This is a genomic window from Pseudomonas sp. H9, from assembly GCF_004353925.1.
Classification (GTDB): domain Bacteria; phylum Pseudomonadota; class Gammaproteobacteria; order Pseudomonadales; family Pseudomonadaceae; genus Aquipseudomonas.
Map to the genome: position 1 here is coordinate 64,023 of NZ_SMOK01000016.1, position 24,089 is coordinate 88,111.

Below are 24,089 nucleotides of genomic sequence, written 5' to 3' on the forward strand. Positions count from 1 at the left end.
GTTACTCAGAAGGTGTGAGACACGCTGAAGGAGATAAAGTCCCGATCAGCATTGGTTTGCTTGAAGGTTTTGATGCCGTTGATGTTGATCGGCGCCGAGGGCCCGTAGTAGCCGTTGTACGCCAGGGTGAAGGTCACTGATTTCAGGTAGTCCGCGGTCAGGCCGATGTTGTAATCACCGCCCTTGGCCTGGCTGAAACCACCGACCGCTGAAGAGCGACCGTCGATGCCGTAGCTCACCCCCATCGGTACGCTCAGGTCGACACCATCGAAGACCTGGAAATACGTTGGGGTAAAGGCAAGGCGAATGGCGGTGGCATCGCGGGTGCCGTTGGGGTCAAGGTTTTCCTGGTTTTTCTCGACACTGAGCCGGCGGTTCCAGGCCAACTCGCCCAGCAAGGCTGCGGTGTCCCAGAAGGTGCTGGTCGGCATGATGTAGATCATGCTGGTCTGGGCGTGCGCAGTACGGCCCACCGCGTACAGCGGGTTGCTGTCGTTGTCGCCGTTGCCGACCAGGTCGGTCATGGTCAGGCTGACCAAGGGCGCGTTGTCACGCACCGAGGTTTCGAAGGCGACGTTGACATCGCCAAAGCCACGGTTGGCGCTAAAGCCATAGGCGCGAATGTCTTCCGGGAACACCAGCATGTAATCGCCGACCTGATCAGGCCGGGCACCGGCGCCTACGCCCGGACGCACCTGGGTCTGGAAGTTCTTGTCGTGGTAGTTGATGGCATATAGGCCGAACTCGGTGTCCAGCGCCTCGGAGCGGTAGCGCAGTTGCACACCCCACTGGCCACTGTCGCGGGCTTCGATGTCTTTGCCGCGGTAGAACGAGGCCGCCGGCACACCATTGGGCAGGCGCGCCAAAACGATACGCTCACCGCCTTCATCGAGCAGGTCGGCCGGGCTGAAATAACTCCCCGCGCCAGGAATCCGGGTACGGTCCCACTCGAACTGGTAGTAGCCGCCCACCGAAATAGTTGGGGTGATCTGCAATTGGGTGGAGATCTGGTTGACCGGCAGGCCCAGCTCCTTGAATTGCGAGTTGGGCACGGTCAACGCGCGCACCGCGTCAATCGGCTGCTGGCCGGCGGCAATGGCGTTGCCACCGAAGAACAGGCTTTCGCCGTACACCAACGAGTGCTGCCCGACCCGCGTCACGCCCCACATGTCATCGCCAATGTCGTAGTTGGCATAGACAAAGGCATCGCGAAATTCGGCCTGACGGCCATGCAAGTCACGGGTGTCTTTGGTGAACTGGTCGTAACGCACGCTGTACGAGTTGATCGTCTGCGGCGAGTTGTTGTCGTTGCCCTGGTTGTACACATCGTCGTACCAGGCGGCGCCACTGACGCGGGCGCCTATCTTCTGGTAAGAGACGTCAAATTCGGAGAACAGGTCCAGACGATTGGAGATCAGCCCCTTGTCGAAGTTGCGGTCACCGTCATCCAGGTTGGCGTCAGCCACCAACTTGTCCTGGCGGTCCTTGACCCGCCAGGCGTTGGAATACTTAACGTTGGTATCAAAGCGCAGCTTCAGATCCGGATTGCCCGTTTCGACATCAAACGCCTGCACGCCAGACACTACCGTGCAGCCCAACAGGGCCACAAACAGACGCGACAGGCAAAAGCGTTGCTCAGTCTCGCGCACGCGGCCGAGAACTCGGGTGTGTTGTGTAGACATCAAAGACCTCTGCGACCGTTAGCCGCTTGTTATTGTTGTTAGTCACCACCGCGTGGCCGGTGGTCGGGTCTTGCCGGGAGCAGCGCACGGGTCTGCTCCCGTTCGAGCGACCTAGTCGTGGATCGACACCGGCGCCAGGCCGAACACCATCGGTGGCAGTTGCTGCCCCAACAGGTAGGCGCCGAGCATGCCCGCGGTATCGTCGGCGTTCTGTGTGATGTGGTTGGCGGCGGCGATCACATCGCGCAGGATGCGTTGCAGCGGGTTGTTCAGGTAAATGCCGCGCGCCGAGGTCGCCTTGAACAACAGCATCACCGCTTCTTCGCAATCACGGCCGACCCGAGCGATGTCGAGCATGTAATGCACGCGGTCAAAGGTCGGGACCAATTCGCCACGCTCGACGTATTCGGTACTCTCGGCGAGCATCTGCAGTAAGCGGGCACGGGCCGAACGCACGCGCACCACGGCATTGCCGAGACGGTCTTTGACATACGGGCTCAAGCTCGCGGCGCCACCGTCGGTGGTGTTGGTGCGCACGCTCATCTGCCGGATGTACTCGTCGATACCGCCCTGCGCCATGCCGACGATCAGCGCCGACACCGAACCGAAGAAGATCTGGTTGAACGGGTACAGGTAATGCGCCGGGCGCTCGCTGTGCTTGTACTCGATCAGGCTGTGGGCGCGGTGATATGGCACGAAGGCATGCTTGATTACCAGGCTCTTGCTGCCGGTGCCGGCCAGGCCGAACACATGCCAGTCGTCTTCGATGACCCAGGCACTGCTCGGCACCAGCATCGACATACGATCAATCACGTTGCCATTGGCGTCGCGTCGCAGCCCGCCGAGAAACGCCCACTTGCCGTGATCGCAACCGCTGGAAGTTTTCCAGGTACCGCTGATGTTGAAGCCGCCCTCGACTTCTTCGACCTTGCCGAATGGTGGGTAGGATGAGGCGGTGATGACCGTGTTGTCTTCCGACCAGGCATCCAGGCAGGCTTGCTCGGGCAACGAGCCGTATTCCCACTGGTGAATGCCGAGAATCATCATGTTCCAGGCACTGCTGCAGCAGCCACGGCCCAGCTCCATCAGCACTTTGTAGAACACCGCCGGGTTCATTTCCCAGCCGCCGTACTGTTTGGGCTGAAGGATCTTGAAGAAGCCGGCGTTGACGAAGGCACTGATAGTCTCGCTGGACACCTTGCGGTTCTTTTCTACCGACTCGGCCTTTTCCAACAGCATCGGCAGCAACGCACGGGCACGCTCCAGCAGTTGCGCTTCGCTTGGAATGGCCAGGCTGTCCTGCTCGTGGGTCTGGGTAACGAAATGGTTCATGGCTTGGTGCTCTCTTGATTATTGTTGTGTGTGCGCACGACAGTCGCCCGCAGGGCGTTACTTGAGTGCAGCGAAGCGGCTGTTGAAGTACACCAGCGGGCTTTGTTGCGCCTGCACGCCCTGAATACCCACCACTTCACCGATGAACATGTCGTGGGTGCTGGCCGGTATCACCTCGGCCAGGCGGCATTCGAAACTGACCAGCGCGTCTTCCAGCAGCGGCACACCGGTGACGCCCGCGGCCCAGTTGCTTTGGGCAAAACGCTGTTCACCGCTGACGCCCTCGACCATCCCGGCAAAGCGCTTGGCAATGAACTCCTGATCATGGGCCAGCACGTTGATGCTGAAGGCCCCGGCGCGCTTGATGACTTCATGGGCGAAGACATTGCGGTTCACACAGATCAACAGGCGTGGCGGATCGGCGGTGATCGAACACACCGCAGTCGCGGTCAGCCCGGCTTTTTCGCGGTCGTTGCCGCTGGCGATGACCACACAGGCGCCGGCCAGATGGCGCATGCCCTTACAGAAATCGGCGGTGGCCACCGGCGGTGCAAGCGGCATGGATGAGCTGCTCATGGAAATGGCGTTTAACATCGGGGAAACCTCACTGTGTCGCGGGCACGGGGTGCCCTTGTTGCCTGTGGCGGGCGAATACTCAGAGCACGATGTTGCGCTTGTGACCCCAGTCGCTCATCTTGTCGAAGGCTTTCACTTCCCAGTTCTGGTCGTCGATCACCAAGCCGCCCCAACCCATTTCGAAGTTGAAACCCGACGGGGTCTGGGCATAGAACGAGAAGGTTTTGTCGTTCGGGTGATGCCCCAGTTCAAGGATGATCGGCACCCCGGCCTTGATGCAGCGGTCGTAGGCCAGGCCGACGTCATCCATGTTCTGCACCTGGACCATGAAATGGTTGAGGACTTTCGGCGTCGGCGCCTGGGCGGTGGCAATGGAGTGGTGACGGCCAGTGGCGGTATGGAAGAACGTCGCGTCCACCACCATCCCGGGTTTGACTTCTTCGCGGATGTAATCGCTGATGCGCAGCTTCAATACATCCTTGTAGAAGTTCACGGTTTGCGGGCCGTTCTTGGCAAAGGGCAGGATATGGCCGATGCCCAGGTCGCCTGTGACAAAGCCACCTTTGAGCACCTTGGAACGGAACACGTCGTTCAGGCCCGCCTCACGGTGGCCGAAGAAAAACTCATGGCTGAAGCCGTTCGGGTCCTGGCAGCTGTAGGCCTTCTCGACTTTGCGCCGCGCCAGCAGCTCATCAGACAATTGCTCGACCGCAACACCCTTCTCGCGCAACTCGGCCACGTACTGCTCCAGGTCTTGCTCGGAACGAAACTGCCAGCCGGCCACCAGAATGTCGTCGATCGGGTTTTGTTCAAGGAAGAACCGCTGGGCGTACTCGTCCATGCGCAAGGTCATGCCTTGCGCATCACGCTGGGCAACCTGCATGCCGATAATTTCAGTGGCCAGCCACTGCCATTTATCGAGGTCGCTGACGCCGAAACCTGCGTAGGCTAACGCGTGAATTTCTGCCACTTGTTTGCACCTCATCTTGTTTTTGTTGTTCTGCGCTTTGGTCGATGACCTGTAGCGCAGCGTGTACAAGGACAAGAGCAAGGGCTGTGCCAGCCTTTGAAAAAGGTCACATTCGAATTTTTTATCGTTTAAATACAATAAGTTAAAAATTCAGCAGGATGACAAAAGGAAAAAACTGCGTGCCGCAACGCCTTGGCGGGATTTACGAATTTTCAGAATCCCTGAAATTCATTTAAGGATTTGGTGAAATCGCGCTTCAGCAATCATGACTTTGCGCCGTCACGTTTAGTGGGTACTTTGATGCCCCAGACGCCAGCCTCAACAAAGGCGGGAGATCGACAGATGGCACTGAACCCAGCGGTCCCTGGCACTCTGTTTGCTAATCAAGCAACACAACAATAAATCAGGCCTCTCCCATGACTATTGCCACAACTGACGATGAGCAACGTGCTCAGCAGACGCGAAATCGACATGGCATCAAAATCATCACCGACCTGCGTTTTCCCGACATGCAGGACCTGGTCGATCGCCTGTATTTCAACCCAAAGGAAGGTCTGATCTGGCTCGGCGACAAACGCATGATGCTGATGCACGTCGAAGCGTTCGGGGCCCTGCGCCAGGAACTGCTGGAAAGTAATGGCGTGGAGTTCACCCGCGGCCTGATGACCCGGGTTGGCTACCTGACCGGGCAACGCGATGCCGACCTGGCGATCCAGGCGCGTGGCGCCGGCAATGAGCTGGATGTCGCAGCGGCAGGCGGTCAATTGCATGCCTTGTCGGGCATCCTTGAAGTGTCGCCGGTGTGCATCGAATTCGATCCGGCCAAGGGTTTCAAGTACGGCGAGTTTACCTGGAAGCGCTCGGTAGAAAGCGATGTACACATTGCCGCCAACGGCGTCAGCCCCGACCCGATCTGCTGGATGGAAGTGGGCTACTGCTCAGGCTTCATGAGCCGCCTGCTGGGGCGGCGGATGCTGGCGCGCGAGCTTGAATGCCAGGGCTGCGGGCACAATGATTGCCGGATCATCGTCAAGCCGGTCGAAGACTGGCCAGACACCGAGCACGACCTCAAGTACTTCCAGCCACGGGTCACCGACCACGGCCGGACCCAGCCCCCCAAAGCCAGCAAGCCGGTGATCAGCGCCCGCGCCCCTTCGCCCTTTGGCCTGGAAGAAAGCCAGCCAGTGACAGCCGACCTCGATCGTCCGATCGGCAGCTCGGCCGCCTACCACATCTCCATGCACAAGATCTTGCGGGTGGCCGGAACCAATGCCACGGTACTGCTGTTGGGTGAGAGTGGCGTGGGTAAAACCATGTTCGCCCACGAGTTGCACACCAACAGCCTGCGCGCGCACATGCCATTTGTTGAAATCAACTGCGCGGCCATTCCGGAGCAACTGATCGAATCAGAACTGTTCGGCGTGCAGCGCGGCGCCTACTCAGGGGCCAGCGAGCCGCGTGCCGGGCGTTTTGAAGCGGCGCATGGCGGCACCATTTTCCTCGATGAAGTGGCCACCCTGAGCATGACCGCACAGGGCAAGCTGCTGCGCGTGTTGCAAAGTGGTGATCTGGAGCGCCTGGGTAGCAACAAGACTATCAAAGTCGATGTGCGAGTGATCGCCGCAACCAACGAAGACTTGGCCAAAGCGGTCAAAGCTGGGCACTTCCGTGCCGACCTGTTTTACCGCCTCAACGTTTTCCCGATCACCATCGCACCGCTGCGTGAGCGTAAAGATGACTTGCCCTTGTTGCTCGACGCCATCATGCGCAAGCTCAGCGCCCTGCATGGTCGTCAGATTGCGGGCATCACCCCGCGTGCCTTGCAGACCATTCTCGACTACCACTGGCCTGGTAACATTCGCGAATTCGAAAACGTCATCGAACGCGCGGTGATCCTTGCCGATGACGGCGACCTGCTCGACCTGCGCCACCTGTCTGGCCTTGATGCCCTGGGCGGGCAACTCGAGCGCATCGGCACCGTCAGTTGGGACGCAGGCCCGGCCATTGGCATTCGCATGCCCGACGCCAACCCGCCGAGCGTGGCCGCCGCGCAGCAGGAAAACGCCAGCCATGACCAACTACTGGCCGTGGCGCAGCGCACCTTGCAACGTGGGCCGGTGCGGTTAAGTGAGATTGAAGCGATCTACATCGAAGTGGCCATGCAATTGAGCGATAACAACATCTCGCGGGCTGCCACCCTATTGGGCTTGAGCCGCGCACAACTCGATTACCGGCTGAAGAAGGTCTCGCAGGACGAATGAATACCTCCGGCAGGAGCGGGCTTGCCCCGCGATGCGATGTGGCAGACATACCGCAATCGCGGGGCAAGCCCGCTCCTACCGACGGAGGTCAATCGAAAGCGTTGGCCGAGTTGATGCGGGTGCAGAACCGGGCGATGCTGGCCATGGAGTTGTCGTGCTCCTGCGCCGATGGCGAAGCACAGCAATCCTCCAGCACCACGACGTCAAAGTCACGGTCATGGGCATCACGCACTGTGGCTTGAACCACGGCCTGGGTGCTTACGCCGCTGCAATAAATGCGCTCGATACCTTCGCGGCGCAGCAACAGCTCAAGGCGTGTGGCATAGAACGGCGAAACCCGGTGTTTGACGATGTCCCACTCGTGCGCCAATGGCGCCAGGTCATCATGCACCGCGCCACCCCAGGCGTCTTTTTTCAGGATGCCGTTTTTGGCAATCGGGCCAAATACCTGAGAAGCCGGATTGGCTTCGCGGTGATCATCGGAAAACGCCACTCGAACGAAAGCGACCGCAATGCCTTTGCTACGCGCCTTGGCAATCGCTGCGGCGGTGCGGGCAATCACTTCGCGGCTGCGCACCTGTTCACCCAGCGGGCCTTTGCCGCTGGCACCGTCGGGGTGTACCAGGTCGTTTTGCATGTCCAGAACCAGGTAAATACTTTTCATCATGTTGTTCCTTATGCGCGATTCAGTCGCACCACAGTGCGCCGTTGACGTCGAGGATTTCCCCGCTGATAAAACCGGCCTTGTCCGACAGCATGAAACTGACGGCGGCCGCTACTTCCGAGGCGCGCCCCATCCGCCCCAAGGGGATCAGGGCGCGCAGGTTGTCTGGAAACGCATCGGTCATTTGCGTGGCAATCGGGCCCGGTGCCACCGCATTGACCCGCACCCCGGCGCGGGCCAGTTCCTTGGCCAGAAACAGGGTCAAGGTATGTACCGCCGACTTCGACATGCCATACACCACACTGCCAGCCCTGGCCTGCTCACTGACGTCCAGCCAAGGTCGGGCATTGCCACCGTTCTTGCCGACCACTGAACCGATGTTGACGATGCTGCCGCGCTTGCGCTCGGCCATCAGCTGGCCGATCAACTGACAGGGAATCAAGGTGCCGAGCACGTTTACACGCATGACCCGCTCGAACTCAGAGACCTTGAGGTCCAACGCGGAACCGGTAGACAGCACGCCCGCGACGTTGACCAGCGCGGTGATCGGCCCGAGGTGATCTTCGATGTCCTCGACCACGTCGCGCACGGCGCTGCGTGAGGCCACATCACAGGGGAAATAACGCATGTTTGCGCTCAGCTCCTGCGGCTCGGCCAGATCCAGCGCCGCCACCTGATACCCCTCAGCGAGCAGTTGCTTGCACACGGCGCGACCGATAGCGCCCCCTGCCCCGGTGACCACCACAACGTTCATTGCAGGCCCCGCTGACGAGCCACTGCTTCACCGGCCAAGCGGCCAAACACCAGGCCCTTGAGCACCGAGGTACCGCCGGCGTAGTTGCCAAAATACAGGCCGACGGTCTCGCCGCTGGCGTAGAGGTTTGCAATCGGATTGCCGTCGCAGTTGATCACTTGGGCGTGCTCATCCACCTTCAGGCCGCCAAAGGTGAAGACGTTGGCGGAGATGATCGGGTAGGCAAGATACGGCCCGGTATCCAGCGGCAATGCCCAGTTGCTTTTCGGCGGCAGCAAGCCTTCGGTGGCGACGCCATCCAGTTGCAGCGGCTGATAAGTACCTGGACGGCAAGCGGCGTTGTAGCCCGTCACGGTGGCTTGCAAGGCCGTCGCCGAGAGGCCGAGTTTTGCCGCCAGCTCGGCGAGTGTCGCGCCTTCAATCGCCGGCTGGTCGGTACGAATCGCCAGGCGGTAGTTGGGCACCTCCTTGACCTTCTGGTCGAGGATCACCCAGGCAATGCCCTCCTCCTGCTGGTAGATCTGTCGCGTCACCCGCTCGTACCAGGCATCTACGGTGCCCGGTGCTTCATCGGTAAAGCGCAGGCCTTGCTTGTTGACCAGAATGCCGTAGGGAAAAACAAACACCGAGGGCTCGGAGATCCCCGAACGCGGGTCTACCGGCTCGGCGTGGTAACTGCCGTATTCGCCGCTGGGGGCGGCGCCCACGTCCAGGGCCATCTGGATACCTTCGCCACGGTTGTAGTAAGCGCCTTTGCACACCGGACGCAAGAACACCGAGCGAGGCCCCAGGTAGCGGCTGAGCATTTCGCTGTTGCCTTCAAAGCCACCACTGGCCAGCACCACCGCGCCTCGAAACACCAGGTCGCCATGTTCGCGTGACAGCGCCCGAATACCGCTGACACGGGTAAAGCCCTCGGTCAGTAACTGACGACCGCTGGTTTCGTAGAAAAACTCCGCGCCCAGGCTCTCGGCCTTGCTCGCCAACGCCTCGACGATCGCTTCACCACCGCCGACCGGCAACAGGCGCGGTTGGGTGCTGGTGAGGAACTGAGTCGGCAGAAAGTCGAACTTCACCCCGTTATCCTTCAACCACTCGATGGTCCCGGGCACCTGCTCGGCGAAGGTGCTGATCACGCTGCTGTCGACCGAGCCCAAGGCGCGGGTCTGCGCCGACCACTGACTGCGCTCGGCCAGGGTCTCGGCGACAAAGTCAGGATCTTGGTAATACCCCGAATGCTCGGCCAGGAAAGTGTCGAAATCATCGGTCACTTCGCTGTGGCTTTTCATCCGCAGGTAGGCCTCGGTAAAACGGCTCTGGCCGCCACGCTCTTCGCGGGTCGCGCGCTCCAGCACGGCCACACGCAAGCCGCGCTGCGCACCTGCAACCGCCGCCGACAAACCCGCCACACCGCAGCCCAGCACAACTAAATCGAAGCTCAACTCAGCCATAGGTAGTTCCTCTGTTGTTGGCTGGTACTATAGGAACCGCTGTCGGCAGGTACGAGCGCGGCGCAGCTAATGGGCTTTTAGAAAAAGGTGAAAACCGATGGACCGACTGTGGGCAATGCAGGTGTTCGTGCGGGTGGTCGAATGCGGCAGTTTCAGCCGTGCCGCCGAGTCGCTGGACATCGCCAATGCCACCGTGACTGCCAGTGTGCGCAACCTTGAGAATCACCTGGGTGTAACCCTGCTGTCGCGTAATACACGTTCGCTGCGCCTGACCGATGAGGGCCAGGGCTACTTCGAACACTGCAACCTGGTGCTGCAACAGATAGCTGACATGGAAGCCCAGGTCCGGCAAAAACAAGGAGAGATCAGTGGGCAACTGCGCATTGAGTCACCGGCCGCCTTCGCCCGCGCGCTGATCTGCCCGGTACTACCGAGCTTTACGGCGCAATACCCTGGTTTGTCAGTGGCCTTGCGCCAGACCGACCACGCCGAAGACTTGATCGCCACCGGCACCGATGTTGCCATTCGCATCGATTCGGTCAACGACGCCGACCTGGTCGCCCGCCCGCTGTATCAAGCCCATTACGTGGCCTGTGCTACCCCTGCGTTGCTGCAGCGCATCGGCACGCCGGCGTTGCCGCACGACTTGAACCCGGTGCATTGCCTGGGCATCTTCGGTGCCGGGCGCTACACCGTGTCCGACTGGACGTTCGAACGCGACGGCGAACACCAACAGCTCACCCCGGCAGGCAGCTTGCACTTCAACAACTCAGACGCACTGATCCAGGCGGCGTTGGCCGACCAAGGTGTGATCTATGTGCTTGATGTGTTCGTCAACAGTTTGATCCGCAGTGGCCAACTGGTGGAGTTGTTCGGTGAATGGCGCACAAGCACGCGCAACTTCTACACCGTCACCCCCAAAGCGCGTTATGTCGCGCCGCGGACCCGCGCCTTCATCGCGTTCATGCTCGACACCCTGGATGCGCAGCGCCGCCCAGCTCACGGCCAGAGCATCGAAGTTCGCCAAGGGCGACGCTGACGGCGCTAGACAGCACAATGCCAGACCACCGACAGGGGCCTGGCATTGTTCATCAAGGACTGTGGCGTTAGGCGTTCAAGTGGGTCAACAGGGCCGGTAACATTGACTCCCAGGGCGCGACAATGCCGACCGTAGCAACCTTGAAGATGTCGGCTTCCGGGTCCGGGTTTATCGCCACGATGCTGCTGTCCGGACTGACTCCGGCCAAGTGCTGCAAGGTGCCGGAGATACCCACCGCCAGGTAGATGCGCGGGCTGACAAACTTGCCGGACACCCCCACCTGACGCAACACCGGCACCATCCCGGCATCGACGGCGGGCAAGCTGCCACCGAGCGTACCGCCCAGGCCCAGCGCCAGCGTCTCCAGCAACGCGAAGCCGTGTTCGTTGACCCCGCGCCCGCCGGACACCACCAGACGGGCCCCTTCCAGCGGCGGCAAGCGCTGGCCGCTTTCCTTCGCCACCACGGTCAGCCGCTTGCGCAAGGTGCTGTGCAGTTCGAGGCTAAACCGATGAGCCTGCCCGGCGCTGCTCAAGGCGACCCGACCGCCGCGCAGACAGGCAAACACCGGCCCGGCGCTGACCTGTAGATTGAGACGCATGCGCCCACCCCACGCCGCACGTTCGGCATGCACCGTGTCGTTCTCAACGCGCAGGGCCACACAACGCCCCAGTGCCTGACCGTCGAGTTGATCGGCCAGCAGCGCGGCCAGCTCTTCGCCTTGCGGCCCCGGCGGCAACAGCACCAGCGACAGCTCACCGCCGGTTTGCGGGATGCTGCGCAACGCCTCGCAAGCAGCCGCCAGCAGCACCTGCGCTTCATCCGTTTGCTCAAGACCCGGGTGCAGCGCCTGATAGACCGCTGAGGCCCCTGCCCGCGAAGCCACGTCGGCATCCGCGGCACTCGCCTGGCTGCCGAGCAATACGGCGGCGAAGCCTTGATTGGCGTTGACCTGTTGCGCCGCCGCCAAGGTCGCCTCCAGCGCCTGATCACCCCAGGCTTGCGGGATTACAACGACCAACTTGCTCATACCATGACTCCTTGCGCTTTCAACCAATCGACCAGTGCCTGGGCTTTATGCGCTTCGTCACCTTCCAGCAGTTGGCACTGCCCACCACGAGCACTCACCGGGGCAACGTGCAGATCGGTCAGCACCAAACCGAGGCGTTCAGCTGCCTCGGCAACCACGCGAGCGAAGCTCATGCGCTTGGCCTCCATGACATTTTTCAGCAGCGGGTGGCGCAGTTTGTTGCGTCGGTCGTTGGTGATGCTGGCGACCACCGGCTGATCAACCTGCAAGCCTTCTTCACAGGTGCCACGCTCACGCATCAGCCACAAACCTTGTTCCTGCCATTGTCCGTATTGCGCCATGGCAAACAGTGGCCGGCTCAGTCGGCAGGCCAGCAAAGGCGCGATACTGCCTTCATCCAGATCACCCAGTTCACGGCCCAACAGCACCAAGGCATGGTTGGGGTATTCCCGCATAATCACGTCGACCAGTTGTGCTGCCGTAAAGCGTGCATCCCATAGCCGCGCAGGTTGTAGCGCCAGGCAACGCACGCTGTTCGGACGAAACGCGGCAACCGTACGCAACAGGTTTTCGCTGTTAGGGCCGTCCAGCAGCAATACGTCTACCTGCGTGTCGGGTTGGGCGTCGCGTAGCTTCAGCGCCACTTCCAACGCTGCTTCGTCGAAGGGGCTGAGCACTCGCCGCGGCGTGCCCTGCTCGTGCACTTGCGCGTTGCCGTCCAAGCTGATCGGGTGCAGCGGGAAACGAATATCGGCCACGCCCGCCAGCAGTACCAGAATGTTCATGGCCGGCCCTCGCTCGCATCGCCCAGCCGTGTACCGGCCAAGCGCCCGAACACCGCAGCCTTGCCCAGCGCAGAGCCGGTCATATAGGCAGCGCCATGGAAGCCGCCGATCATCTCGCCAGCGGCGAGCAAACCGGCAATCGGCTCACCGAATACATCCAGCACGCGCAGCTGGTTATCCACGACCACTCCGCAGTAGGTGCCGAACACGGCGGCGGTCGAGGGATAGGCATAGAACGGTGGATGCTCGATGGTGCACAGGGCGCCATGCTGGTGGACCAGATGCTTGCGCCCAAATGTCGGCGCATGACCTTGGCCTACCGCGTCGTTATAGGCGTTGACCTCGGCCAGCAGCACCTCCTCGGGCACTTCGATCAGTCGTGCCAACTGCTCCAGGGTTTGCGCTTCGACAAACAGGCCCTCTTCAAGCCGACGGGTGAAGTCGAGAATACGCACCTGGTTATCGCCGCTGTGCATGATCGCCTGATCGAGGATCTGATAGCCCACACCGAAGGGTTGTTGCATGACCGCATCGCCCAGCAACTTGTACGACTGCGACTCATCGACGAAACGCCGACCGTCCTGATTCACCGCAATCGCCCCTTTGTACACCGCCAGGCAAGCATGGTGATTGTGCTCATCCAGCGGGTGCTTGCCGAAGGTGCCCTTGATATACGGCAGATCGCGTACATCGGCGCCCAGCGCCCAAGCCATGCGCAGGCCGTCGCCTTCGTTGCCCTCGCCGCCAATAAACACCGCGTTGTCGTACTGCGGCACAAAGCGGTGGATCAGCGCGCGGTCCTGAACGAAGCCGCCGCTGGCCAACAGCACGGCGCGGCGCGCGAAGACCTCGACCGCCTCGCCCTGGCGTTCAACCAGAGCACCACTGACCCGCCCAGCGTCCTTGCGCAACAAACGACGCGCGCGGCTGTGCAACCAGACATCGACCTTGCCGGTGGCCTGCGCAGCACGTTGCAACTGACGCACCATGTCAGCCGGGTCGACGTTATGTACCCGTGGCACCGATTGCCCGGACGCCGCTTCGATCACATCGGCGAACACTACGCCATTGGCCTTGAGCCACTGATAGGTGCTGAGCTGATGATCGCTGTAGAGCCTGACCAGTGCCTCGTCGCACTCGCCTTTGCCGACGTCGAGCAGGTCTTCACAGAGCAACTCAGGCGAGTCGTCGATACCATGCGCCAACTGCAGATCGGTGCCGGCAAACGCCAGGCAGCCACCGCTCATGGCCGAAGAACCACCGGTTTGTCCGGTCTTTTCCAACACCACCACTTTAAACCCGGCTTGAGCCGCCGCCAGAGCGGCAGAGAAACCGGCCAGGCCGCCACCAATCACCAACAGATCACATTCAACGCATTTCATGCCTGAGCTCCCGTCTGCAGAAACGCATCCAGGCCATAGAATGCGAACAGCTCACGCACCCGCTGCGGTGACGCCTGCGCGGAGAAATAGCCGCGTTTGCAGGTGCGCGTACCGTTGGCACGACGTAGATCGACCATGGCCTCGGCCTGCTTGACCCAAGCCCCCAGCGAGTCGAGTACCGGTACGCCGTCGACCTGGTTGATGCCGTGGGTGGCCAGCAAGACATTCAGCGGTGCTTCACCGGGAATGATCACCTCGGCGCCTTGGGCAATCAGCTCACGGGCGGCCAGGGTGAAGCGTTCGATCAGCGCCGTTGGGTCATCGAACGCTGCCAGCACATCGGCAAAACGAAAGCCGACGTGACGAACACCGCTCAAGCGCGACGCCAGGCCATGACGTGCGGCGTTTTCCGTGACCAGCTCGGCCAGCTCATCAATGAACACCAACACGCCGAAGGTACGACCGAGCATGCAGGCCGTGAGCATGGCCGACTCGCCATAGCCCACCACCGGGATGTCTAACAGGCTGCGGGTTTCTTTGAGCGCTGGCTCCGGTAGCGTGCTGATGGCGTAGGCATCAAAGCCCTGCTCCTGAGCATTGATGCCCGCGGCGATGAACTGCAGGCCATGCAGGTATTGCAGGGCCGCGTACTTGATGTCGTCACCGGGGTAATGACTGCGGTACGTGCCTTCACGCATGCCATGCAGATGGATCTCGGTGCCCGGGCGGGCGACCTTGCGAAAGTGGCTACGCAATGCCTCGTCGTAAGCCCCCAGATCGCTCAGAACAGTAAAACTTTGATGCCAGATACGCATGCTCATCAGTAGCCCTCATGCAAACGCCATTCGATGAGGGATTATCAGCAGAGCGTCCTGAGCCTGAGTAGGCAGGCGCGGTGAACGGGCTTTTCAGCAAAACTGCACAGTGGGAGCAGGTTTACTGTAGGAGCGGGCTTGCCCCGCGATGCGATGTGGCTGGCAAACCGCAATCGCGGGGCAAGCCCGCTCCTACCCTCGGTCAGGCGTTGAAGGCCTCATGGTAGTGAACGGTGCCTGCAGGAATGTCACCGCCAAAAGACAGTGCCTGGAAATATTCCTGGGGCACTCCAGGCAACACCAGACCGCTTTGCGCCTGGAAACCGAAGCGCCCGTAATAGCCAGGCTCCCCCAGTACCACACAACCCTCCGCGCCCTGGCCTTGCAACTGAGCCAGCGCAGCGTTCATCAAGGCTGAACCAATGCCCTGGCCTTGGTGGTCGGGCCACACCGAGATAGGGCCAAGCCCGTACCAACCGCTTGCACCGCTCGACACCGTAACCGGGGAAATCGCGACGTGGCCAACGATTTCCCCCTGCTCCACAGCCACCAGCGAAACCGTCAACTGCCCGGCGCGGCGCAGGGCGTCGACAATGTGGTGCTCGGTGTGACTGGAGTGTTCTTCATGTTCAAACGCGGCGGCTGTCAGTGCGGCAATGCGCTTGATATCTTCAGGTTGTTCGTTGCGGATAGTCAGATTCATCATGGGCATTCCACCGTCGACAGCGGTAGGAGCGGGCTTGCCCCGCGATTGCGGTTTGTCAGGCAAATCGCAATCGCGGGGCAAGCCCGCTCCTACAGTCAGTTATCTAGACAGTATCCGGGATGACCTTCTCTTGCTTCAACCTGTCGAACAGCTGGGTAAACGCATCGAGGGTGCTGCAATAGCCGGTAAAACCTGCCTTGCGGCTTTTGCTCATGTCGGTGAATGCCTCCATGGGCCGCCCCAGGTCAGCATCGGTATGCCACCAGGACACCAATTTATTGATGTCTGATTCGCACAGGTCATAGCGGCTGGCGATCGCTTTCCAGGCTTCGTCTGCATCTTGCATGCGCCCTTCCAACGGATTGATTTGCGTCGCGTAGCCTTGCCACTGAACGCCAAAGTACGCCGCCAGCCGAGGCCACAGCCAGCTCCAGCGGAATACATCGCCGTTGACCGCATTGAAATCTTCATTCGCTGCCGCCGGGCTTTCTGCTGCCCAGGCGAGTTGCTCGGCCAACAGGCTGGCACTGGTCACATCCGACACACCGTTCCATTGCGCTGCAGAGCCCGGAAAAATAAACGGCCAGCCGTTCTCACGGCACAAGGTGGCGTACACCGCCAGTGTCTGCCCCATGTTCATCGCGTTACCCACGGCGTAGCCGACGATGCTATGGGGACGATGGACGCTCCAGCGATACGCATATTTTTCTGCGCCGGCAAACAGCTCGTCTTCTTGTGCGTAATAGAAGTTATCGACCGGTTGGCGCCCTTGTTCTTCGCGGAACGGTGTAACCGGCACCACGCCTTTACCGTAGGCTTCAAACGGGCCGAGGTAGTGTTTCAGGCCAGTAACCAGAGCAACGTGTTTGCCTTGCAGGCGGTTGCCCAATGCCTCGATCACATGCCTGACCATGGCGCTGTTGACCCGTATGTTGGCTTGCTCATTCTCCTGGCGCGCCCAGACGCTGAAGAACAGCGCATCTGGTTGGACCGCTTGCAGCGCCTCTCTGACGGCGGCGGCATCCATCAGGTCGGCCGTCAGGCCGGTGCAACCTTCCGGTACGGCTGCGCGGCCCCGCGACAAGCCGGACACCGCCCACCCCTCATGCATCAGTTGCTCTGCCAGCGCCCGGCCAATCACCCCGCTGATACCCACGATTAACGCTTTTTTCTGCATGTTGGTTTCTCCAGATCGGTTTGATGCCCAACTTAATGGAGAATAAAGTTCCCATCTCTGGCATAAATTCACATGATTCGCGAACTGGATTCATCAATCGATGCATGACCAACGGCTCAAAGACATCATCCCTTTCGTCACCAGCGTTGAACGGGGCAGTTTCACCGCTGCAGCCGAACACCTGCATGTGACCGGCTCGGCGGTGAGTAAAAGCGTCAGCCGACTGGAAGCACGCCTGGGGTCACCGTTGCTTGAGCGCACCACCCGGCGCTTGGCGCTGACCGATGCCGGGCAGGCTTATTACCAGACTTGCCTGCGTATTCTCGAAGAGCTGGCTGAGGCGGAATCCGTGCTGGCCGCGCATCGGACCATCCCTTCCGGGCGCCTACGGCTAGCGGTGCCCAGCACCTATGGCCGTTTGTGTGTCATGCCGCGCCTGATACCCTTTTGCCAACAGCACCCGGAAGTAGAGTTGAGCCTGAGCTTCTCCGACCGCTTCGTTGACCTGTTTGAAGAGGGCATCGATGTCGCGGTGCGAATCGGCGGCAGCGATGACCTACCCGCGTCACTGGGCTGTCGCCACCTTGGCCGTGAAGTCATGGCGTTCTGCGCCTCCCCGGCCTACCTGGCCGAAGCGGGTAAACCAGAGCATGTGGATGAGCTTCTGCAGCACCGTGCAATCCTCTATGAGCGCGTTGATGGCAGCACCAAGCCTTGGCAATTCACCACTGACGATGGTCATGCAAGCTGGCGAACGGTGCCCTACCGCATGGCGTTGGGTGACGTCGATGCGCAGGTGCAGGCGGTTTGTGCCGGATTGGGCGTGGCACAAATGCCCACCTGGCTGATCCACGAACAACTCAAGCGTGGTGAACTGGAAATCATTCTTCCGCAGCTACAGCCCGCAGGCCTGGGGCTGACATTGGTGTGGCCAAGGCGCAAACAGCTGCTGCCCAAGGTCGATGCACTGTTGGCGGTGCTCAGTGAATTGAACATCGCAGCACCTTGAACCTGTAGGAGCGGGCTTGCCCCGCGATGCGATATGTCAGACACACCGCATCGCGGGGCAAGCCCGCTCCCACCGCTTAGAAGCGGTAGATCTCCACAGTCGCCTTCAACCCTTTGGAGTTTTCCAATCTGACACACCCACCCAAGCGCTCGGCAATGGCCTGAACGATGGACAGCCCGAGCCCTGCCCCCTGCACATTGCCACGGCTGTAGAAACGCTCCAGCAGATGTTCACGTTCAGCCTCGTCAATGCCTGGCCCTTCGTCTTCAACCGACAACGCATAGTGATCCGCCTGCCGCGCCAGGCGCACGGTGATCAGCCCGTGAGGAGGTGAAAAATTGGCAGCGTTGGTCACCAGGTTGTTCAAAGCGATTTCAATGAGCCCGGGATCTACCCTGACCGGGCTGATGTCGCCACTGAAGTCGAACGCCAGTTCGAGGTCTTTGCTCAACAGCCACGGTGTGAGTTCAACCAGACAACTGCGGACGGTAGCCACCAGGTCAATGCAGGGCGGCATCTGCAGCGCTGATTGCGGTTCGATCCGCGCCATGGTCAGCAACTGATTGACCAAACGACTGGCCCTGTCCACGCCAGCAATCAGAAACGCCAGCGATTCACGGCGCTGTTCTTCGGTGCTCGACTCCATCAAGTTCTGTGCGTGTACTCTTAACACCGCCAAGGGCGTACGCAGTTCATGGGCTGCGTCGGCGATGAAGCGCCGTTCCCGTGCGAGCACATCCTGAATCTGCGCCAGCATGCGGTTGAGCGCCGCCTGCATGGGTTCAAGTTCACTGGGTAACGGTGTCAGTTGCAGTGGCGCCAATGAGCCGCTGTGCCGGGCACGTAAGGTTGCAGCCATGTTGGCCAGGGGTTTCAGCCCCCAGCCAATGGCAAGCCAGACCATCGCTGCGAGGATCAGGCTACCGATCACATTCGGCCACAACGTGTGGCGCACAATGCGACCGACCAGATCGGCCCGAACGTCATCGCGCTCGCCGACCCAGATGCGCAAACCATTGTGTTTATCCTCCAGCACGAAGGCGCGCCAGTGACGCTTGTTCAGGTCGACCACATCGCTGAAACCCGCCTTGTCTGGCAGCGCAGCGAAGGACGGTGCGCTGGCGGTATGAACCAGCACTTCGCCCTGAGGGTTCCAGACCTGGAAAGCGATCTTGCGTTCATAAGGGTGACCATCGACCCGTGGCACCGCTTCACTGAGCGCGCTGTTGAACGCCCGGTACAGATCGGCTTGTTGCTGCGCGGCGATCGGCATGCGCATCACGCCTTGCAACAGGCGCGCACTTTGCGCCAGTTGTGCGTCGTAGACTTCGGCGATTTCGTGGTTGCTGTCGTGCAGATTGAGCACGCTGATCAGCGCCAGACCTGCCAGCATCAGGCCGATGATCAGTGTCAGTGTCCGGCGCCTGATCGAGGTCATCGGCGCTCCTCGATCAGATAGCCCACTCCACGAATGGTGCGGATCAAGTCGGTGGAGAGCTTCTTGCGCAGGTGATGAATGTGTACTTCCAAGGTGTTGCTTTCCGCCGCTTCGTTCCAACCGTAGAGCAGTTGCATCAAGTGATCACGGGTTCTGACGCGCCCCGGCGGAGAAAGCAGTTCGTGCAGCAACTGGTACTCCTTGGGCGTCAACACAACCGCCTCGCCCCGGTAGCTGACTTGCTGGGCCGTGGGGTTGAGGCTGATGCCCGAGTGCTCGATAAGTGCCTGTGCACGGCCGGCACTGCGGCGCAGCAAGGCGCGCAAGCGTGCCTTGAGTTCGGCCAGGTCGAACGGCTTGATCAGGTAATCGTCGGCGCCGGCATCAAGCCCGGCGATACGATCTTCGGTAGCATCGCGTGCGGTAAGGATCAGCACCGGCAAATCAGCGCCGGTGCTGCGTAGGCGGCGCAGAACGTCGAGCCCGTCCAGGCGCGGCAAGCCGAGGTCGAGTACCGCCAGATCGAATGTTTCGCTCAACAGCGCGTGCAAGGCGCTGCTGCCATCCTTGAGCCAGTCGACGGTGTAGCCTTCGCGCACCAGCGCCTGGTGTATGCCCTCCCCCAGCGCCACGTCATCTTCGATCAGTAGTAATCGCACGCAGACTCCGGTCAGTCAGATTTTTTGTTTACATCCACCAGCAACGCCGCAATGTCTTTACGCCTGCCGGCGTCTGCGCTTTCCCGGCCTGGTCGAGGGGTGGCCTGCAAGGCTTTGTTCAACGCTGCCTTGGCTTCAGCGTAGCGTTTCTGGCGATAGAGGTGATCGCCCCAAAAGTACAAACTGTCGATACCTTCAGGGTTGAGCTGCAGCGCTTGTTTAAGTAATTGCTCGGCTTTGTCGCTGTCACCAAAACCGATCGGCCAGCCTGGCACCCGGTCATAGAGTGCTCCCAGGCTGGTATAGGCCGAGCCTTGCAGGGCTCCAGGGTCAAGGCTCAGGGCTTTTTCCAGATCAGCCTTGGCGGCTTTGGCTTTGCCCAAAGCGCCGAGGCCGCCTTCGGCACCGGCCCAACTGCTGGTGACGATGCCTTTCCAGATCCACGCCTCGGCGAGCGCCGGGCGCTCCTGGCTGAATGCCGTGGCTTGTGCTGCCAGTTGCTCGAACGCGCCAGCGCGCTGTTTTTCCGGCGTTTGGTATTGAATATGCGCCCAGCTTTGCTGGATGCCGTTCAAACGTTGCTGATCCGTACTGTCGAGGGCCAAAGCGCTTTGGCTCAACGCACCGAGCAACAGCAGCATAGGGATCTTGTTCATGGCTTTGAGTGCTCTTTGTCGGGGTTCTGACTGAGGTGGCGAACCAACGGCAGCTGCTTGCGCAAGCCGCGGTCTACCACATGCGGAAGCAAACTGTTGAGGCGTACGAAGAAGCGCTCCGGCCACCCCAGGTACAGATCACGCCGGTCACCGGCAATCGCTTGAATAACCGCCGAGGCCACAGCGTGCGGATCATCGACAGTGGCTTTAAGGGCGTTGTTGAGCGCCTGGGCGGCGACGCTGTTCATCGACGTGCGGGTCGCGCGCGGCGCCACGTACAGCACCCCGACGCGGGTGTCCGCCAGTTCACGGCGCAGCGCTTCAGAGAAACCACGCAAGGCAAATTTACTGGCGCAGTAACTGGCATAGCCGGGGTAGCCAATCGAGCCATAGGTCGAACCGACGTTGACCACCATGGCGTTGTCAGCCTCTTTGAGCAGTGGCAACAACACTTTGGTCAAGCAGATCGGCGCACTGATGTTGAGCGCCAGCAACGCCTCAATGTCGCTGTCATCCAGTTGTTCAAGCAGAGCGAAGTGGTTGACCCCGGCGGCGTTGATCAACAAATTGATGCCGCCGATGGCCTGGGCAGCAGCCAGTACTTTGCGCCGATCACCGGGAATGGTCAGGTCGGCAGCAACCCAGTTCAACTGCTGCGGATACTGCGCCATCAACGGCTGCAGCTCGTGCTGATGACGAGATACCGCCAACACCCGCGCCCCGGCTGCACACAGTGCGCCAGCGATTGCCTGGCCGATGCCGCCGCTGGCACCGGTGAGCACCACACGGGCTTCATGCAGCTGCATCTTGAGCCTCCGTACCACGTGGCAGGCCGCGGAACATGTCGGCGTACAGCCGGTACACCACGTTCGAGGCGTGAATCACTGCCGACTGATCGGCCGGGTCCTGCAACTGGTTCATCAGTTGCCGGTAGGTGTGCATGTGCTCGATATCCAGCGACCCATGAGAACTTAAATAACTGAAGGCGCTTTCGGGCAATTGCAGCTGCGCACGAATGCTGCCGGCAGCATGAGTAGCCAACGCAATGCTGGTGCCTTCCAGCACGTTGACCATGCCGAACAAGCCCACCGGATTACCGCGGGCGATCAGGTCATAGAGAAAGCTGACCATCAGCTCGATAGGCAGCGAAGGCTGGCCATTGATAACTGCGTCACGGTCGCCGCCACACACGACGATGTCATCCAGCACCCACTGCTCATGACCGTACTCTTCATCGATGTAGTCGCACACCGCTTTGCGCAACCACTCAAGGCGTGTCGGCAGGCGTGCGCCGCAGGCCATCATCAGCGGCACGGTGTGGCGCACGTGGTAATAGGCCTGGGTCAGAAACGCCCGGTAACTGGCAAGGCTGACCTTGCCTTGCAGCGCGTCAAGGATGATCGGCAGGTTGAACAGCGCATGGCGTTGCTGATGGGTAGCTTCTTGCAGGGTGTCGAAGAAACTCATGGTGCAGACTCCTCGGAAACGGCAGATTCAGTCAGTAGCCTGTGGTATTGGGCGACAATGGCTTCGCGCCGCGGGCGGCCATTCGCGGTCAACAGGCCGTTAGCTGACGTGAAGGGTTGGCTCAGCCGGGTCCAGCGTTGCACCCGGGCGTAATCAGGCAGCGTCTGGTTGGCCTGGGCAACGGCAGTGGCCAGTTGCTCGTTACTGCACTCAGGGTGGTGAGGCCACAGCAAGGCATGGTTGTAGGGCATGGCTTCGCCATAGACGAACGCCTGGGCGATTGGCTGGCGTTGGGTGAGTTCGGCTTCGATCCATTCCGGATTGACGTTGCGGCCATAACTAGTCACGAACTGATGCTTCTTCCGCCCGTTCAGGTAGAGAAAGCCATCCTGGTCAATCTCGCCCAAGTCGCCAGTGGGCCACCACTCCCCCACGTACGCAGGCTCCCCCAGATATCCGAGCAACTGCGCGCCTTTGACCAGCACCTCGCCATCGGCGGCCAGGCGCACTTGCACATGAGGCAACGGCCGACCGACACTGCCAGGGCGCTGTGTACCCGGGCGATTGAGACAGACCACGGAGGCACACTCCGATAAGCCATAGCCCTCGTACACCGGCAGGCCAATGCGTTCGGCGCGGTGCAGCAACCCCCGCGATACCCGTGCACCACCGACCGCAGCGAAGCGCACGGACTGCGGATTGAAAGCGTTGTGCTCGCCGGCGCTGACCAACATCAGCAACAGCTGCGGCACAAGAATCAGGCTGTGTGGAGCACGCTGGGCAAGGCAACCCAGCAGACGCGACGCCTCTACCCCACTGGCGCCCAGGATGCCCAGGGCTTTCTGACTCGGGACACTGAGGGTGGCACCGGCATACAGCGCCGCATAGCAACCGAGGTTTTCCAGCAATATCGCCAACGGCAGCAGCGCCAGATGATGCTGCGGCCTGGCTGGTTTGCTGGCCTGGTCAAGTTCGCGAGCCACCCGCAGCAGGCTGTCGGCACTCAGGCATACGCCTTTCGGCGTTCCAGTGGTGCCAGAGGTGAAGGTCAGTTTCGCGGTTCCCACCGGCATGCGCTGCGGTTCGCTGTAGCTTCGACACCAATACTCACCGCGTTTCTCGAAACCGGCGTCGTGCAGCTCGTCGTCCAGTTCAGGATCGGCAATTACCCGCTGCGCCTGGCTTTGATGCAGACAATGAGCGCGCTGAGCCGGGTTGAAAAACGGCGGCAAGGTGACACAGGCCAGCCCTTCGAACAGCGCTGCCAAGTCCCAGAGCACCGCTTCGATACCGTTATCCAGCGCCAGCGCAATCACCTGCACCCGCTCTTCGCGCAGGCGCAGTTGGCGCTGCCGCACGTGCCCATACAAAGCCGCATAGTCGAGCGTCAGGGTGTCGCCCCATAACGCAAGGTCGTGGGGCTTCTCTTCAGCATGGCGGCGTAACGTCTGTTGAAAACGCTGCAGTTCAGGCGACATGGCAGGATGCCTCGAACGACAGCGGGAAACCCAACCGGCCCAGCAGGCCTGTAGTGCGCAGGTGAATGAACCCGGCGCGGATATTGCCCACATGCACCCAGGGCTTGCTTTGGTAGTAGCTGCCCCAGTGCTTGTGCTCCTCACCCAGGCGCGCCGGATCGGCAGCGCACAAGGTCACCGGTTTGAGGCCCAGGCGATGAAAGCTGTTGACCAGACCGATGTTGCCGGTGAATGCCACCCATTCCAGGCCGCCCATGGCCAACACATAGGTCATGGCGATGATGCTCAAGCGCGCACTGCCGGTGTCATTGGCGGCAAGATTGCCAACTTCGACAATACCAACACGGTCCACCGATTGTTCGGCAGCGGCGCTGATCAGCGGTTCGATAGGTTCATCCAGGTAACGTTCCAGAAACAACGGCTCAAGATGAGCACGGCGCACGCCCACTACCGCACACAGCCCACCCGCACTGTCGTGCACCCCGAACAGCTCCGGCATAAACGCATGGATATCGGCACCATGGGCCTTGTGAAAGCGTTGCTGGATGAAGGCTTCAAACAGCGGCCGCTGAGGGTCGTAAGGCAAAGCGTTAGACAAGGTCATCGGCGCGGCAGTTGCCTGCCCGAAGCGCAGCGGCAGTGGAATGTTCCAGTTGGATGCGGGCATGGCCCAGTCCCCCTCTATGAAGTAGAGGGGAGTATCCAGGGCATTTCTTAACGCAATCTGAAGGTGAACCTCAGGTAGGAGCGGGCTTGCC

At 60.8% G+C, this 24,089-nt stretch carries 23 protein-coding genes; 3 read left to right on the forward strand and 20 right to left on the reverse strand.

What is annotated here, in order from left to right:
- Positions 1-5: 5 nt before the first annotated feature.
- From E1573_RS13680 to E1573_RS13695, 4 genes are all read right to left on the reverse strand, one after another.
- A complete protein-coding gene (locus E1573_RS13680) occupies positions 6-1,682 on the reverse strand; it encodes a DUF1302 domain-containing protein (protein ID WP_133214497.1) in 1,677 nt (558 codons plus the stop codon).
- 111 nt (positions 1,683-1,793) lie between these two features.
- Positions 1,794-3,014, reverse strand: a complete 1,221-nt coding sequence (locus E1573_RS13685; protein WP_133214499.1) for an acyl-CoA dehydrogenase family protein — start codon at positions 3,012-3,014, stop codon at positions 1,794-1,796.
- 57 nt (positions 3,015-3,071) lie between these two features.
- Complete coding sequence (locus E1573_RS13690; protein ID WP_256659532.1) at positions 3,072-3,590, reverse strand: flavin reductase family protein; 519 nt, start codon at positions 3,588-3,590, stop codon at positions 3,072-3,074.
- Between the two features lie 79 nt (positions 3,591-3,669).
- Positions 3,670-4,560, reverse strand: coding sequence for a VOC family protein (locus E1573_RS13695; protein WP_133214503.1), 891 nt, complete (start codon positions 4,558-4,560; stop codon positions 3,670-3,672).
- A 416-nt stretch (positions 4,561-4,976) separates the two neighbouring features.
- Between E1573_RS13695 and E1573_RS13700 the strand changes: the two genes are divergently transcribed.
- The gene (locus E1573_RS13700; protein WP_133214505.1) at positions 4,977-6,821 is read left to right on the forward strand and encodes a sigma-54-dependent Fis family transcriptional regulator; all 1,845 of its coding nucleotides are present in this window, start codon (positions 4,977-4,979) and stop codon (positions 6,819-6,821) included.
- Positions 6,822-6,909: 88 nt separating this feature from the next.
- On the opposite strand, the gene E1573_RS13705 is transcribed toward E1573_RS13700, so the two are convergent.
- From E1573_RS13705 to E1573_RS13715, 3 genes are read right to left on the reverse strand one after another with little or no spacing between them, the layout of a single operon-like run.
- The gene (locus E1573_RS13705; protein WP_256659533.1) at positions 6,910-7,488 is read right to left on the reverse strand and encodes a cysteine hydrolase family protein; all 579 of its coding nucleotides are present in this window, start codon (positions 7,486-7,488) and stop codon (positions 6,910-6,912) included.
- A gap of 19 nt (positions 7,489-7,507) precedes the next feature.
- On the reverse strand, positions 7,508-8,239 hold the full coding sequence (locus E1573_RS13710) for an SDR family NAD(P)-dependent oxidoreductase (protein WP_133214509.1): 732 nt from the start codon (positions 8,237-8,239) through the stop codon (positions 7,508-7,510).
- On the reverse strand, positions 8,236-9,690 hold the full coding sequence (locus tag E1573_RS13715) for an FAD-dependent oxidoreductase (protein ID WP_133214511.1): 1,455 nt from the start codon (positions 9,688-9,690) through the stop codon (positions 8,236-8,238). Before E1573_RS13715 ends, E1573_RS13710 begins: the two co-directional genes overlap by 4 nt.
- A gap of 97 nt (positions 9,691-9,787) precedes the next feature.
- Between E1573_RS13715 and E1573_RS13720 the strand changes: the two genes are divergently transcribed.
- The gene (locus E1573_RS13720) at positions 9,788-10,729 is read left to right on the forward strand and encodes a LysR family transcriptional regulator (RefSeq protein WP_133214513.1); all 942 of its coding nucleotides are present in this window, start codon (positions 9,788-9,790) and stop codon (positions 10,727-10,729) included.
- A gap of 67 nt (positions 10,730-10,796) precedes the next feature.
- Here E1573_RS13720 and E1573_RS13725 read toward each other — a convergent pair whose 3' ends face one another.
- The 6 genes from E1573_RS13725 to E1573_RS13750 form a co-directional block, all read right to left on the reverse strand.
- Positions 10,797-11,759, reverse strand: a complete 963-nt coding sequence (locus tag E1573_RS13725; RefSeq protein WP_133214515.1) for an electron transfer flavoprotein subunit alpha/FixB family protein — start codon at positions 11,757-11,759, stop codon at positions 10,797-10,799.
- Complete coding sequence (locus E1573_RS13730; protein ID WP_133214517.1) at positions 11,756-12,544, reverse strand: electron transfer flavoprotein subunit beta; 789 nt, start codon at positions 12,542-12,544, stop codon at positions 11,756-11,758. The genes E1573_RS13725 and E1573_RS13730 overlap by 4 nt, the downstream gene beginning before the upstream one ends.
- A complete protein-coding gene (locus tag E1573_RS13735; protein ID WP_133214519.1) occupies positions 12,541-13,926 on the reverse strand; it encodes an FAD-dependent oxidoreductase in 1,386 nt (461 codons plus the stop codon). The genes E1573_RS13730 and E1573_RS13735 overlap by 4 nt, the downstream gene beginning before the upstream one ends.
- Positions 13,923-14,747, reverse strand: a complete 825-nt coding sequence (locus E1573_RS13740) for an aspartate/glutamate racemase family protein (protein ID WP_133214521.1) — start codon at positions 14,745-14,747, stop codon at positions 13,923-13,925. The genes E1573_RS13735 and E1573_RS13740 overlap by 4 nt, the downstream gene beginning before the upstream one ends.
- 196 nt (positions 14,748-14,943) lie before the next feature.
- Positions 14,944-15,444 (reverse strand): GNAT family N-acetyltransferase, encoded by a 501-nt coding sequence (locus E1573_RS13745; RefSeq protein ID WP_133214591.1) that lies wholly within the window; start codon positions 15,442-15,444, stop codon positions 14,944-14,946.
- A 106-nt stretch (positions 15,445-15,550) separates the two neighbouring features.
- On the reverse strand, positions 15,551-16,624 hold the full coding sequence (locus tag E1573_RS13750; protein ID WP_133214523.1) for an SDR family oxidoreductase: 1,074 nt from the start codon (positions 16,622-16,624) through the stop codon (positions 15,551-15,553).
- Between the two features lie 100 nt (positions 16,625-16,724).
- Between E1573_RS13750 and E1573_RS13755 the strand changes: the two genes are divergently transcribed.
- Positions 16,725-17,633: a LysR family transcriptional regulator gene (locus E1573_RS13755; RefSeq protein ID WP_133214525.1), complete on the forward strand. Its 909-nt coding sequence runs from the start codon at positions 16,725-16,727 to the stop codon at positions 17,631-17,633.
- Positions 17,634-17,709: 76 nt separating this feature from the next.
- Here the strand turns inward: E1573_RS13755 and E1573_RS13760 are convergent, their stop codons facing one another.
- Genes E1573_RS13760 through E1573_RS13790 form a run of 7 tightly spaced genes read right to left on the reverse strand, consistent with a single transcriptional unit; the run spans position 17,710 to position 23,998 of the window.
- On the reverse strand, positions 17,710-19,071 hold the full coding sequence (locus tag E1573_RS13760) for an ATP-binding protein (protein ID WP_133214527.1): 1,362 nt from the start codon (positions 19,069-19,071) through the stop codon (positions 17,710-17,712).
- Positions 19,068-19,730, reverse strand: coding sequence for a response regulator (locus E1573_RS13765; protein ID WP_133214529.1), 663 nt, complete (start codon positions 19,728-19,730; stop codon positions 19,068-19,070). Before E1573_RS13765 ends, E1573_RS13760 begins: the two co-directional genes overlap by 4 nt.
- Positions 19,731-19,741: 11 nt before the next feature.
- On the reverse strand, positions 19,742-20,386 hold the full coding sequence (locus tag E1573_RS13770) for a tetratricopeptide repeat protein (RefSeq protein ID WP_133214531.1): 645 nt from the start codon (positions 20,384-20,386) through the stop codon (positions 19,742-19,744).
- Positions 20,383-21,192, reverse strand: coding sequence for an SDR family oxidoreductase (locus tag E1573_RS13775; RefSeq protein WP_133214533.1), 810 nt, complete (start codon positions 21,190-21,192; stop codon positions 20,383-20,385). The genes E1573_RS13770 and E1573_RS13775 overlap by 4 nt, the downstream gene beginning before the upstream one ends.
- Positions 21,179-21,853: a TenA family transcriptional regulator gene (locus E1573_RS13780; RefSeq protein WP_133214535.1), complete on the reverse strand. Its 675-nt coding sequence runs from the start codon at positions 21,851-21,853 to the stop codon at positions 21,179-21,181. Before E1573_RS13780 ends, E1573_RS13775 begins: the two co-directional genes overlap by 14 nt.
- Entirely contained in the window at positions 21,850-23,331 is a 1,482-nt protein-coding gene (locus E1573_RS13785; protein ID WP_133214537.1) for an AMP-binding protein, read from the reverse strand. Before E1573_RS13785 ends, E1573_RS13780 begins: the two co-directional genes overlap by 4 nt.
- Positions 23,321-23,998, reverse strand: a complete 678-nt coding sequence (locus E1573_RS13790; protein WP_133214539.1) for a thermostable hemolysin — start codon at positions 23,996-23,998, stop codon at positions 23,321-23,323. The genes E1573_RS13785 and E1573_RS13790 overlap by 11 nt, the downstream gene beginning before the upstream one ends.
- Positions 23,999-24,089: the final 91 nt, after the last annotated feature.